The sequence below is a fragment of the Arthrobacter sp. P1_B3 genome (assembly GCF_056406615.1).
Window position 1 is genome coordinate 329,354 of record NZ_JBFTZV010000005.1, and the last position, 14,085, is coordinate 343,438.

At 67.5% G+C, this 14,085-nt stretch carries 6 protein-coding genes; all 6 read right to left on the reverse strand.

Annotation, left to right across the window (positions count from 1 at the left end):
• Positions 1 to 2 precede the first annotated feature (2 nt).
• Positions 3 to 464 (reverse strand): FAD synthase family protein, encoded by a 462-nt coding sequence (locus tag AC1D2F_RS08215; RefSeq protein WP_229995032.1) that lies wholly within the window; start codon positions 462 to 464, stop codon positions 3 to 5.
• 72 nt (positions 465 to 536) lie between these two features.
• Positions 537 to 2,126: a sugar transferase gene (locus tag AC1D2F_RS08220; protein ID WP_229995031.1), complete on the reverse strand. Its 1,590-nt coding sequence runs from the start codon at positions 2,124 to 2,126 to the stop codon at positions 537 to 539.
• Positions 2,127 to 2,667: 541 nt separating this feature from the next.
• Entirely contained in the window at positions 2,668 to 5,307 is a 2,640-nt protein-coding gene (locus AC1D2F_RS08225; RefSeq protein WP_229995030.1) for a helix-turn-helix transcriptional regulator, read from the reverse strand.
• 71 nt (positions 5,308 to 5,378) lie between these two features.
• Entirely contained in the window at positions 5,379 to 8,120 is a 2,742-nt protein-coding gene (locus tag AC1D2F_RS08230) for a LuxR C-terminal-related transcriptional regulator (protein WP_476966530.1), read from the reverse strand.
• Between the two features lie 309 nt (positions 8,121 to 8,429).
• Positions 8,430 to 11,141 carry a helix-turn-helix transcriptional regulator gene (locus tag AC1D2F_RS08235; RefSeq protein ID WP_476966531.1) on the reverse strand — a complete coding sequence of 904 codons (2,712 nt, stop codon included), beginning with the start codon at positions 11,139 to 11,141 and terminating at the stop codon, positions 8,430 to 8,432.
• Entirely contained in the window at positions 11,119 to 13,863 is a 2,745-nt protein-coding gene (locus AC1D2F_RS08240) for a LuxR C-terminal-related transcriptional regulator (protein ID WP_476966532.1), read from the reverse strand. The genes AC1D2F_RS08235 and AC1D2F_RS08240 overlap by 23 nt, the downstream gene beginning before the upstream one ends.
• Between the last annotated feature and the right edge of the window lie 222 nt (positions 13,864 to 14,085).

Sequence of the window (14,085 nt, forward strand, 5' to 3'; positions counted from 1 at the left end):
GCTCACCGCCTCGCTCCTTGCCTGAGCTGCGACGGCGAGGCGGACTGGTTGATCAGTTCCAGGGCCGTGCGCAGGGCCGAACTGGAGGTGTGCACGGTGTACGGGAAGTAGATGACCTCGACGCCGACGGCGCCAAAGGCCGCCTGCAGCCGGTCGCCTTTCGCTGTGCCCCTCCAGTCGTCGCCCTTGAAGAAGACGTTGAAACGCAGTTCCTCCCAGACCTGGAGCTTGTCCGGGACAACTTCGGCGAAGACCTTATCCACGTAGCCGATGCTGGCGACGATTTCCATCCTCTCGGCGAGGGGGACCAGAGGCAGCCTGCCCTTGACCTGCCCCAGGATTTCGTCGGCCACGACCCCGGCAATCAGGTAGTCGCATTGGCTCTTGGCGTGCTTGAGGATGTTCAGGTGCCCGATGTGGAACAGGTCAAAAGCCCCCGGGGCATATCCAATTTTGAGACCCATTGTGTTCTGCTGCCTTCCCGTTTGACGCCGGCCCAGTACCGGTGTGTAGTGCGAATAATGCGAATAGTGCGTTTAGTAGGCCCCCACCGGATGAAGAATGACTCTGAGCGTTCGCCAGAGGATCATGATGTCGCCGGTCAGTGACCAGTTCTCCACGTAGTAGAGGTCCCAGCGGATGCTCTCGTCCCAGCCCAGAGTGGACCGTCCGTTGATTTGCCACAGACCCGTAATGCCTGGCTTGATCAGGAGCCGCCGGCTCACATCCCCCTCGTAGCCCGCGACTTCACCGGGCAGCGGCGGCCGTGGCCCCACCAGGCTCATGTCGCCCTTGAGGACGTTCCAGAACTGCGGCAGCTCGTCGAGCGAATACTTCCTGAGCCAGTGACCGCAGGTAGTGATCCGGGGATCGTTCTTGAGCTTGAAAAGCAGCCCCGCCGCCTCGTTGCGGTCCTGCAGCGCTGCCAGGTCCTGTTCCGCGGTGGTGACCATGGAGCGGAATTTGATCATCTTGAACCGCTCGCCATTGCGTCCCACCCGTTCCTGGCGGAAGAACACCGGCCCTTTGCTGTCGCGGACGATGATCCAGGCCAGGGCGCAAAGCACGGGTGAGAGGATCAGCAGGGCCGCCGCTGATGCCACGATGTCCACGAGCCGTTTGAGCGTGTGCTTGCCGCCGGTGAACCGCGGCAGTTCCACGTGCATGAGGGGCAGGCCTTCGACGGGCCGCCAGTGGATCCTGGGACCTGCGACGTCGGTCAGGCTCGAGGCCAGGACGAGGCCTGCCCGGGTGCCTTCCAGGGCCCACCCCAGCTGCCGGATGGACCGGGTGCCGCCCTGGAGCGGTCCGGCCACCACCACGGCGTTGGCCCCTGTTTCTATGACCTTTCCTGCAACCGAGTCGACGTCGCACAGTACAGGAACCCGTTCGGCGGAAATTTTCAGGTGGTTCTCGGTGTAGCCGGCCGGCAAGGCGGCCCCCACGACTTCGTAGGCGGCCCCGGAAACTTTTCCGAACTGCCGGATCACGTATTCGACGTCCGCGGGTTCCCCCACGACGATCACTTTGGAAAGGTAGTGGCCAAAGAGCCTCTGCCGGTTCAGCCAGGCCCGCCATTGCCAGCGGTTGACTAACAGCAGCAGGGCACCGGCCGGAAGTGCGAGGGCGAAGTGGCTGCGGACCACATCGATTCCCAGGAGGATGACCATGATCGCGATGCCGCCGAACACGCTCAGGGTCGCGTCAAGGACCCGTTTGTATTCCTCGGAGCCGATTCCCAAGACTGTCTCTTCGCGGGTGCGGTGCACTTCAAGCGCCAGGACCCAGACCAGGAGGATGGCAAGGCTCGCGACCAAGTACGAGCCGCTGTCCACGCCGCGGGACAGAATGGGCTCGCCTAAGTCGAGGCGGAAAGCGTAGGCGGCCGCGACGGCGATCGCCACAATGGCGGTGTCCGTGAGCCGGAGCCAGCGACGATAGCGTTTGGCCCAGGACTTCCCTGAGTCGACACCAGCGGCGGCTGGGTCGTCGTGGCCCACGGCCGGGGCGGCGGTCCAAGGCTGGCCAAGCGAACCGGCGCTCGTGGCCAGCACTGGCGCTGGCCGGCCGGTCAAACGGCTCCCCGGCGACCGGTACCCCCTGCGGCGCTCATCGACGGCGCTCATTTCGGGTCCGCGCTTTTCGTCGGCGCGGGCCCGCGAACAGACCGGTTAAGGGAGCCGGCGGCGGCTGGGGGGAGAGCCTCGGTCTCAGAAGGCTCTGACGCCGCCGGCTCCGACCTTGGCGCACGGTTGCCGGTTGCGGCACCGTACGATTCCAATGAAGGAGTTCGGTGAAGGGAGGTTAGGACACGACCACCTCTAATGGTGGCAGTGGCTGCCTCAGCAAGCAAGATGGTTTGAGGGACCAAACTTCCCTGCAGGTCATACCCGCGGTCAATTACCGCCCTGAAGTTCCTCATTTTGAGACCTTTGTGAGTTGTTCGTGGGACTGACTTAAGTCAAGCCCCGGGACCGGATCTGCACACGAGTAGCGTTTACCCGACTTCTGTCGGCGCGCTTGCGACAGCACTACTTGGGGATACTCCCGCCGGTCCCCCGGGCCACCCGGGCTGTACGCAGCCGCCGCCGCTGCCGGTCAGTAGTTCCGGAGCGCAGGGTTCAGGTTGGGGGTTCGAGGTTCAGGTGTCAGGTTCGGGATTCGAGTTCACGGTTCGGGGTTCAGGGAGCTGTAGCCCAGCAGGTCCGCGCGCCGGCCGACACCGAGTTTGGCGAAGATCCGTGACAGGTGCCCCTCCACGGTCCGCTGCGATACGCAGAGCGCCGAGGCGATCTCGGCGTTCGTGGCGCCGCGGGAGACAAGATCCAAGACCTCGGCTTCGCGGCCGGTCAGCGCTGCGTCGTGATCGCTGTGGACGATCTCCAGCTGCGCCGACATGCCGGCCTCAACGAGCCGGTGATGGACCCTGCGCTGGACCGCGGTGAGCCTCCACCGGTCCGGGTCATCTGCCAGGATCCGTTCGGCCTGCTGGGCGGCTTCAAGGGCCAGGAGCCCGTGCCCGCCGCCGAGCGCGTCGTCGCTGATGCCAATGAGGTCGGCAGCGTCCGACGCCGATACCGCCAGCGCGTAGGATTCCAGCAGGCGCGCCTCCGGGCCGTCCACTGCCCGGCTGCTCAGGGCCAGGGCCTCGGCCTCGGCCTCGGAGACGTCGCCACCGCGGATCGCGAGCCGCCTGATGTCGGTTTCAACGCCCCGCAGGCCCTCGTGCAGTGCCTCGTCCGCCAGCAGTGCCAGGGCCGATGCGCCGCCCTGGTCCGGGGCGCCCTCGGGCTCTGCCGCCCGACAATACGCCTCCGCCAGCAGGCGAAGGGTTTTGGGCTCCCGGTAGACCGAAAGCCGGAAAGCCAGGCAATGCTGGCTGGCCTCGTAATGCCGTCCGACGGCGGCAGCCGCGTAGGCTGCCACGGCGTGTGCAAACGGCAGCAGGTTCAAGGGGTCGGCGATGGCAAGTTCCTCCACGCCCAGCCGCACTTCGGTCAGGCATTCGCGCATCCTGCCCTGGCGCAGCCTCGAGTATCCCCGCATGAGGTGGAGCATGCCGCCGCTGTACAGCAGCCGTCCCGGCTCGCGGGCCGCGTAGTCGTCGAGGACCCGGCCGAGCCCGTCCCAGTCACCGGCCCGGATCAGGTTCAGGCAGTGGCGCACCACAAGGTCCTCGAACACCAGCGGAAGCCCCAGGCTCCCGCTGCGGGCGCCGTTCCATGCTTCCCCGTCCAGGCGCAGGCCGGTCCGCAGCTGGCCCTGCGCGGTCAGTAGTTCGGCGAGGAGAGAAATTGCCGGGACGCGGATTTCGGGAGGGGTTCCGGTGGTCTCGACCAAGTCGCGCAGCCCGGTTCCGACGGCCGTGAACCTGCCGTCCCACGTGCGGCCCAGGAGCTCTGCGGCCAGTCCAGCAGCGGCGGCGCCGCCCTCCAGCTGCTCCTCCGGGGCACGTCCGGGACCGTGCGTGGAAGTCACGGCATCCCGGGCCAGCGTCGCGGCCCCGAGCCGGGCGGCGAGCAGGGCAGCCAGATAGGACGGCCGTCCGGGCCGCACCGGCCGCGCCGACTCCAGGCACACCACAGCGGCCTGCGGGCGCCCGGCAATGAAGTGGGAATAGGCGAGCTGGATGCGGGCCTCGGAGAGGAAACGGGGGTCCCTTATGGCGCCGGCGGCGCGTGCAGCTGTCGCGGGATCCAGGGCCGTGTTCGCGCCGACAGCGGCGCGGAGCAGCTGGACAGGAGGGATCTCCACGCCGCAGTCCAGGGACCAGCGCAGCCGGTTCAGATCCGCTCCCGGCACTGAGGCACGTTCTGAGGGAAGCGACAGCACGCTCGAGCGCAGGGCGGAACTGCGGCCGGCCGGGACCCGGTGGCGGATGATCTCGCCAACTATCGGGCTGGCGGGCCGGACGAGCCGGTCGTGCCCGGCGGAGACGGCGATTATTCCGGCCGTGTCGAGCGCATCAACGGCTTTGGGCCCGCTGATCCGCAGGATCTGGGCCAGGGAGAGTGGTCCTGCCAGGGCCACGATTGTGGCTGCGGTCTTTTCTTCCGGCGTCATGGAGCGCAGCTGCCGGTCAACGACGTCGGCGGCCGGAACCCGGGCCATGTCGGGGTTCGCCAGGAGGAACCATACTCCGTGCCGGCAGCCCAGTGCGCCTGTGGTGCGGGCATGCTGGATCAGGGACATCAGCATGAGCGGGTTCCCGTCGGCGGCGTCATGAAACACCGCGCTGACCCACGGCGAGACGTCGGCCCGCAGGACCTGTTCGCACAGCTGGTGGGTTCCAGTCCGGCTGAGCGGGGCAAGATCGAACTTGGCAATAATTCCGTCGTCCCACAGGGAGAGGAACTCTTCCGGGATCATCGGCCCGGGCAGGCAGGTCGCCAGGATGCCCGCTGCGCCGGTGGCTGCGGCCTGCGCGAGTTGCCGGACGGTCCCGTGGTCGAGGCAATGCGCGTCGTCGACGACGAACAGAGGGCGGTCCGCCTCAGCTCTGAGGCTGCCGGCCATTGCCTCCACGACGGCGGCATAGGAGTCGAGTTCCCGGTCGGGAAGCCCGGACAGATACGGTGCCAGTGCGCCAAAGGGAACGGCGGCCAGGGCCGGGGTGGCCGTCAGCCGGATCACGTGGCTGCGGGGCCCGAGTTCGCGGAGGGCGGCCTTGACGACGGCGGTCTTGCCCGTCCCTGCCCCGCCGACGACGATCGCACCTGAGCGGGTGTCGTCGCGCAGGCAACGCACCAGATCCTTGAGCAGTGTTGACCGCTCGATCAGCGGGGCGGTCTCAGCCAGGCTTTCCATTGCCGGTTCTTCCTGCCGCCTGTTGCCTTTCCCGGAATGCCGACGGGGAAGCCGCCCGGATTCTGCCGGGGTCAGCCGAGCCGGGCGCTGTCTGCCGGAGTTGAGATGACATCTTTGAGTTCCGATCGGCTGGCGACATGCAGCTTCGAGTACACCTGATAGAGGTGTCCCTCCACGGTGCGGACCGACACGTGCATCTGTTCCGCGATCTTGCGGTTCGACGTGCCGGCAGCGGCCCGGACGGCCACTTCACATTCCCTCGCCGTCAGGGTCGAGGTTGTGAGCGAGTGAAGACCGTTCTTGGGACTGCCGAACTTGTCATCGAGCGACTGCTGCGCCCGCTGGGCGATCCGCAGTGCGATCCGGTTGCCGGCGTCGTTCGCGCAGCTGACGGCCTTCCGGGCCGCATCCCGGGCGAAGACGGCGTTGCCGGACGCGTCGGCGTCCTTGGACGCCGCCAGCAAGAGTTCGCTGTCGGCCTCCCGCATGCCCTCGGCCAGCCGCGAGCACAGGGCCGCGTACTGCCCGCTCACCCGGCCGCCGAGACTGCCGAGCTTGTGGCCCATCTGGCGGTCTCCCAACCTGGTGGCGGCGGACTGGAACAGGAGCGCCGGAGCCACGGCCGAGGATTCGGTGTCGTTCTCCGCCTCGGCTGCCAGGGCGCGGATGGATGCTGCCCGCTGGCCGAGCTCGGCCTGGGCTGAGAGTTCGAAATAACGTGTGAGCCGTTCTGCCAGCCACGCCGCGGGCGGCCGCGGCTGGTCAAGGTCGCCCAGCAGGAGGCCGGCCGTCTCCTCTTCGCCCTGGAGGGCGGCGGCATAGGCACAGACTGCCGTGGCCAGGCCGGTCAAAGCATCCGGGTCCTGCGCCCGGAGCTGCCACCTGCCGGCCTGGAGCCGGGACAGGGCCTCGTCCAAGTGCCCGGCGTGCAGGTCAATGACCCCGTGCCCAATCTCGAACATCCCGCCGAGCCGGGTCTGCGGTTCGATGCCGCCGTAGGTCTCGTCAAGATAAACGGATGCCTCCCGGAACTTTGCCGAGACCAGGAGCAGGAGCAGGAACCTGCCCCTGATCTCCCGAACCGCCCGGTCCGTGAGGTGCAGGTTCGCTGTGGCCGCCAGGACCTGCTTTCCCAGGGCCAGTGCCGACACGACGTTGCCAGTGACGGCCAGGGCCTCGCAGCGCACACTGGCGGTCACGAGGCGCAGTTCGCTGCCCAGGTCCGTTGTGTCCACGTGCTCGGTCGCGGCCAGGACATCGGCGTAGCGTCCCTGGAATGCGGCGAGCTCGGCCTCGGCCAGGCGCAGCTGCTCGCGGCCCGCTCGCACCGCGCGGCTGTGCTGCTCCGGTTCTGCCGCCAGCCGCTCCGCGAGCTCGCGCAGCCTGGCCATAGGATCGGCTCCCGGGGCCGGGCTGCGCTTTTCCAGCTCTGCGCGCAGGAGCTGCAGGGCCGTCCAGTCGGACACAGAAAGGTCCCGGCAGGCGGCCTCATCCAGCGCCTCCAGGACCCGACGCGCGGACTCCGCGTTATTCACCAAAATATGGGCATTCACCGATTCGATAGCCGTCAGGACAGAGGTTTCGCTTCCTTCCGCCTCCTGGATGAACCGCAGCGCGGCCGCGGGGTCGGACTCGCTGTTCGCGGTGTGGGCCGCGGCCAGCGCCACTTCCGGGCGCACCTGCTCTCCACAGTCCAGCGCCCAGGCGACGCCGGTCGCGCCGCCGGCGTCCAAGGCGTCCGAGTCCTGGAGCACGGCCGTGAGCCGGCGGCGGAGTTCGGCGCTGCGGCCGGGCGGGACTACGCTGGCGACGATTCCGGCCGTCACGGGGTTGGCGACGCTCACCATCGGCGGATGGTCATGGGTGACCCGGATCAGGGCCCGCTCCTGGAGCGCATCCATGTCCTGGGGGTTGGCGATCAGCATGAGCGTCTGCAGAGAAACCGACCCGGCAAGGGCCAGCAATTCAAAGACGTCGCGCTGGCCGGTGCCAAGCCGGTTCAGGCGTGCCTTCACGACGTCCCGGATCTCGCCGGTCAGGGCAATGGGGCCGTTGCCCAGGAACCATACGCCGTCCTGGCGGAGCACTGTGCCCAGCTTGATCTGTTCCCGGGCGAGGGAATGGAGGAACAGGGCGTTGCCTCCGCTCGCGCTCCAGAGCGCCCGGGCGGCGGTCAGGGAGAAACGGCCGCCGTATTCGTGATGCAGTGTTGCTGCCGTCTCTGCGAAGTCGAACGGTCCAAGGTCTACCCGCCGGAGCAGGTCATCCTTCCACAGGCCCATGATGTCGCCGCCGACGTGGGGCATGTCCACGCACGCCGCCAGCAGGGTGACGTGGGCCCCGGCGCTCAGCTGGGCCACCATCATGCTCGAGAGTTCGTCGAGGTCATGGGCGTTGTCCACGAAGAGGACGACTCGCCGCCCCTCGGATTTGTTGTGAAGCAGCTGGGTCAGTCCGCGCAGCACCATCAGGGGGTGCTCGAGGTGGGAGGCGTCGAGGTCGTTGAGCAGAACGCTCAGTGCCCCATAGGGAAGCTTGGAGGAAATCGAGCTGCCCCTGACCTGGACTACCAGGTACTCGTCTCCGAGCTGTTCAAGGGCGCGCTGGGCGATGAAAGACTTGCCGGCCCCGTGGTCGCCCACCAGGACAATACCGCAGCCGGACCCCGACGTCAGGGTCTCAACGATGTCGGCAACGACCTGCTGGCGGGTGAAGGGTTTGTCTTTGTGCCGGCCATATCCGTTTCTTTGCGCCGGAAAGATAGCTTCTGTCTGGCCGCTGCCCGCAGGCAAGCCGGCGTCTTGCTGGAACATATGAGAGACCTTCGCAATCAAAGTGTGAGCGGTGATACCTCAACGGTAGGGACTGCGCGTATTTTAGGTATGCGTAAGTAGTACTCGATTACGCAGCGAGTATTCAGGCCGCTCTACGTAGCTGTACTCAGTTGGACCCGCACCCCTGCAGGGTCCAAACCAAGTAGTCGGAATCCCGCTTCACGTGTCCCTGACCGTAGCGTCCCGGAAACCGGAGAATCGGCCCAGCCCAGGCCCCCGCTGGCCGCCCAACACGGCCCTAAGCAGCCCCGGCCGGCTGCTGTACGCTGGCGTCCGGCTGCTTCTCCGCTAGCGTCCGCCGATACCTGGAAGCTGCTCCCGGCCCTTCACGTTGAGCTTGGCGTAGCTGCGGTAGAGGTGGCCTTCAACCGTGCGCACGGACACCTGGAGCTCGGCGGCAATCTGCCGGTCGGTGAGGCCGCGTACCGCCAGCGCCACAATGTCGCGCTCGCGGCGGGTCAGTATGCCGAGCGAGTCATCACTCTTGGCCGCCTCCTCACCGGGGAGGTCGTCGGCCCGGTCCAGGCATCGCTTCCGCTGGGAGTTCGCCATGCGCTCCCTCAGGGTGTCGCCCGCGGCCCGGTAGGCGTGCGCCGCTGCGTCGTAGGCCAGGGCGGCAAAGGTCCACAGTTCGGCAGCTTCACAGGTTTTCGCGGCCTCAAGGTGGTCTGCGGCGTTGTCCGTGCTGATGGCTGCGGCGTAGGCGCAGATCGCGGCAGGCCGTGGGCCCTCAAGCCCGGCCCGGAGTTCGAGCAGCCTCGGTGCCGAGTCCGTGTCACCCAGGGCCAGGCAAAAGGCCAGCGCGTCGAGTTCGAGGCCGGAGGTGTCCATGTCCGGGTCCGGGTGTCCGAGCCGCTTCAGTTCCGCGATGGCGCCGGGGTAATTCCCGAGCCGGGCTTTTCCGTAAACCACGGCCATCGCGGCCAGCGAGCGCATGAACCGCGGCAAAGCCGCGGGGGCGGCCTCGAAGTCGGCGAGGAGAAGCTCCGCCTTCGTCTGGGCACCGACTTCGGCGGCCGCGGCGAACGCCATGGCCGCTGTGAGGGCGAACAGCTGCTGGGGGTCGGTCAACCGCAGGGCTTCGAGCGCGGCACTGAGGGTATTCAGGGCCTGGGCAGCCTTGCCCTGGTAGAGCAGGATGATGCCGTGGGCCGCGTGCACTCCACCGCCAAAGGAAATCAGGCTGGGCCCGGATCCGGCCACAAAGCCGGTCAGGAGCGTTTCGGCCCCCTGCCAGTCCCCGGAGTGGATTGCGGCGGCGGCGGAACGGACCACCAGGAAGTCGGTGAGGAAGTACAGCTCATCGTGATCGGCTCCGGCGGCCTCGATTGCCCGGGACATCACGGCAAGGGCGCTCACTCCCTTGCCACCGGCCAGGAGCCGCTCCGCGTCGAGACAGAGCCGGAACGCCTTTTCCAGCGTGTTCGCCGCCGGCCGGCTGGCGGCATCCGCCTCCTCGGCAGGGGCCGCCGCGTACTCGCCCGCCAGCGCAAGGACCATGGCTTCCATGGTGTCCAGGCGCTCCTTTGTGGCATGCTGAATGGCTTCGGCGTCGTCCGGCCGGGCCGCGGCGAGTCGTTCGGCGGCACGTTGGAGCACCTGTGCCCGTTTCATGATCTCTGCCGGCGTGTGGCCCAGCGCCGACATCACCGCGGCCCACAGGAGCGATCCGGCCAGGAGGCCGGGGACGGTGTTGCCCTTGCCGAAATCGGCGTCGAGGATGTCCCGCGCCGCAACGTAGTCGGAGGAGTTGTAGCGGGTCCGCGCTATCACGGCACGGGCCGCCATCTGCAGTTCCCGATCCTTGACCAGTGCGGCAGCCTTCCGGGCGAGCTCATCCTCGTAGAGCCGGCTGGCCAGCACCGCGGCCCGCAGCAGCTGCCGGTCCTCGACCTCCGCACCGCATTCGATCGACCAGCTCACGTGGCGCAGCAGCCCTTCGGCCGACGTCGGCTCGCTGTCCATCTTGCGCAGCAGGCTCTGCCGCAGCTGCAGGCTCCTCGCCGGCGAGATCAGGTTCCGCAGGGTGTCGCCGTACACGGTATGCCACAGCCGCAGCTCTCCGGTTACGGGGTCCGTCACGCGGATCAGTTCGCTGTCGATCAAAGATCCCACGGCCTCTTCGCCGGCCACAGACTCGATCAGTTCCCTGGATACCGGTTCGGCCAGCGCCACCAGGTTCAAGGCCTGACGTTCTTCCGGCGAGCGCAGCAGCAGCTGACGGCGCACGACGTCGGTCAGCCGGTCGCCGTGGCTGTTGAGGTGCCGGGTGAACAACCAGACACCGTTGCGCCGCAGCAGCGTGCCGTCGTTCTTGGCGTCGTCGAGGAGCCCGTTGAGGAGCATCGGGTTGCCGCCGGAGGCCTCCCAGAGGATCTCGGCGACGTTCGGCAACACCTGTGAGCCCAGTTCACCCTCCAGCATCTCTGTGGTCTGCGCGAGGGTGAGGGGGCGGAGGTCGTGCCGTTCGGCGATGCCTTCAAACCAGAGCTGCAGGAGCGGTTCCGGCAGTCCGGGCCGGGCGGCCGCGCCCACGAGCAGTTTGGCCCACCCCGCCGCGGCCAGCTCCGCCAGGATTCCGGCCGTCGCCTCGTCGAGGTCGTGGGCGTCGTCAACGACCAGCATCAGGGGTTTCTGGGTGACGCGCTTCTGCTCTTCCAGGTGCGCCCACAGCGTCCGCAACACGGCCAGCTGCGATGTTGCTTCCTGGACCGGCAGTCCCACGATGAAGGGGCCGAGGACACCGTAAGGCACCTTGGTCAATGACGCGCTGCCGTGGATCGGCACAGGCGTCACCTCGGCGCCCAGCTCAGCCACCACGGCTTCGATGAGCCTGGATTTGCCCATCCCGCTGTCGCCGAGGACGAACACGGCCACATGGCTGCCGCCCTGGAGGGCCTCCACTGCCGACATCAAATCTTCCGACCTCCCGGTCAAGGCGCGGGTAGGCGCCGTTCCGGGGTTTCCCGCCGGCCCCCTAGATGAGTCCAAGCAGATCACTTCGCGAAGAAACGCCGAGTTTCGTGAACACCTGATACAGGTGGCCCTCCACAGTTCTGACGGAAATGCCCACTTCCAGGGCAATGTCCTTGTTGGAGACCCCGTTCCCGGCCAGGGTGGCGATTTGCCGCTCCCGTTCCGTCAGCAGCGGCCCCTTGTTGCGCGGCATGACCGGCAGCGCCGGAACGGACTCCGAGAGGCTCTCGAGCATGCTGTACGCGGCGTTGGCGCTGGCGGTCAGTCCGGCACCCTTCGCGAAGTCGAACGCGAGCGCCGCGCACCTGGCCTGGACAGCGTCCAGTTCGAGGTTCGCAGCCTGCTCGGCGGCTTCGAGCATGATCGCTGCGTCCTTCTTCCGGCTGCCGACGGCGACCGTGCGGGACATCTCAGCAAGCGGCCCCTGCCGCAGCCCGGCGATTTCCTCCATGAAAAGGAAATCCTTGACGGTTCCGTTGACGGTGGCGCCGAACATGCAGATTCCGGCGAGGGTGTGGCGGCCCTTGCGGAAATGCGCCTCCGCGGACCGTACCAGCCTGTCCTTGGCCTCGGGGTCACCGAGCCACCGGGAGGCCATGTCCAGGCAGAACTCCGTGGAACTGCTGACAGTGAAGCGGGCCGGACCGTCAGCCGAGCGGGCCCGGTCCAGGTAGATCGTGGCCTGGACCGAGTTGCCGGTCTGGGCGTAGGCGAATGCGGTGGCAGCGTAGGCCTGGCGCAGGGACTGCAGGCTCGCCCGGACCTCCAGCTGGGCGATCGCGGCCAGCAGCGGATCCAGTGCCATGTAGCCGCGGCCGGCATAAACGTAGGCGAGCCCGACGGCGAGGTCGGTGGCGGCGCTGCCGGAATGCAGCCCGTGCCCTGCCCGGCCGCTCGCGTCCTTGAGCATGTCGATGGCCTGGCGCCACAGGCCGGAGAGGAGCAGCACATTGAAGGAGCGCCAGGCGAAGTTTTCGCGGATGCGCGGCACGTTGGACCACTCGCCCAGCTGTCCGCCGATCTCCCGCATGAGTTTGCGGGCATCGAGTTCGTGGCCGGTCAGGGACCAGGCCTCCATCAGGATGATGGCCGATCTGAGCCGGTGCACGGGATCGGCGCCCGGGACGTCTGTGGTGGCCGCGGTGGTGAGCCGCTCCATCATGGGCTCGAAATCCCCGATGAAGGAGAAGTAGTTGAACTCGCAGAGATCCAGGGCCAGCGCCGCCCGGGAAAGTGCCGCCGGGGCGGCGGGCGGCTCGTCCAGGCTCAAGTCCTGGAGCCGGACCCTGGCCTGCCGGAGCAGCTCGGGGACCTGGCCGGAGCGGCCCTCCAGCCAGGCCATGCAGTCAGCTTTCGCCGCAATGAATTCGGCGAAGTTCTCGGCCGCGAGGTCGTTGACCTGCCGTTCGGAGACATCGTCCAGCGCGGACATGGCCTGCAGCGGCAGCCCGAGCTGGAGGTAGGCCGCCGACTTCTGGAGTTGCCCCTCCACCCACTCAGGGTCCGCTGGGGACAGGCTGCCGGCGCATTTGAGGGCAAACTTCGGGTCGAAGAGCTTGACGGCGGCGCTGGCAGCCGCCACAGCGTGGGCGGGTGCCAGCTGGGCGTTGCAGTCGTGGGTCCACGCCGCGTAGGCCAGCAGGTCCTCGACAGTCAGCTCGTTCAGCTCATGTTCCTGGTGCCCGGGGACCTTGTCCCGGAGCTCCAGCCGGCGCTCCACGCTAAGCCAGTTACGGACAATGTCGCCGAGGTAGCGGTCGCCCAGCGTGACGAGGTGCCGGTCCGTGCGGTCGACGACGATCTGGCCGGCCTCTTCCATGTCGGCAATAACGCCGGGGCTGTACATCCTGGCGAGCCGGGACAGGGGCAGGGTCCGGGCGCATGAGAGGACGTCAATTACCTCCCGGGCCTCGGGCGTTTCCCGGGCATACCTGGCCCGGACAATGTCTTCCAGCGCCGTCCGGCCGTCCAGCACGACCTCATCAACCAGTGTCCATACCGATCCGGACAAGACCAGGTTTCCGCGTTCGATTTGTTCCGACACGACGGCTTGCAGGAGTGTGGGGCTGCCACCGACCAGCTGGTGCAGCTGGCTCGCCAGGGCCGTCGAGACCCGATGGCCCAAGGCTGACTGCAGGACCTCCAGCGTTTCGAGTTCGGTGAGGTTGGCGAGCCGGACCTCGGCCAGCTGGCCCGAGGTGATGAGCCAGTAGAAGTCTGGCGGAAGGTCTGTTGTGCGTTGGGCCGTTGCGATCAGCCGGGCGGTCCGGGTCTGCAGCAGGTTCAGCAGGACGCCGGTGCTGAGTTCGTCAAGGGCCCCGGCGTTGTCGAGGAGGATTACGCATTGGCGGCCGGCGGCGTCGTCGCGGATCAGCGAGGTAATGCCGTGCAGGATGGCGGTCGGCGAGCCCAGGGAGCTCTGCGGGAGCCGCGCAAGGGTGAAAGCCAGGCAACCGTACGGTGTTGCCGAACCCGGACCCGAGCTGCGGAGCTGGATGGTGTACACCTCGGGGCCGAATCCCGCGAGAGCAGTCCGGCCGACGAGCGTCTTGCCCACACCCCGGTCGCCCGTGATGACAACGCCCATCCGGTCCGGCGCCAGCAGTTCGCGGCGGACACGCTCGGCATCAGCGTTCCGCGCCAAACCGGACCACCCGTGCCTCGTGACCGGACCGGCAGCATGTTCTTCTTCGGCGGGTGCCAATGTAGTGGAAACATTCCCCCAGCCCAGCGATTCCCTCGACATGTAGTTTCCTTCGTACCGCTTTGCAGACAGCAACCCCGGACTGCCCACTTAGAAGTAGCGTATCCCTATCCCCCGACATGAGAGTAGACAGATCATAGCTGGAATGCCGAAAGCTTGGAAAGGAAACCCGTAATGCGGATGCAACTAAACCGCCCGGCGCCTGCCAGGGAGCCGCGACGGCTGCGTTGGGCGCGCTTTGGCTGCGTTTAGGTTCGGGCCGCG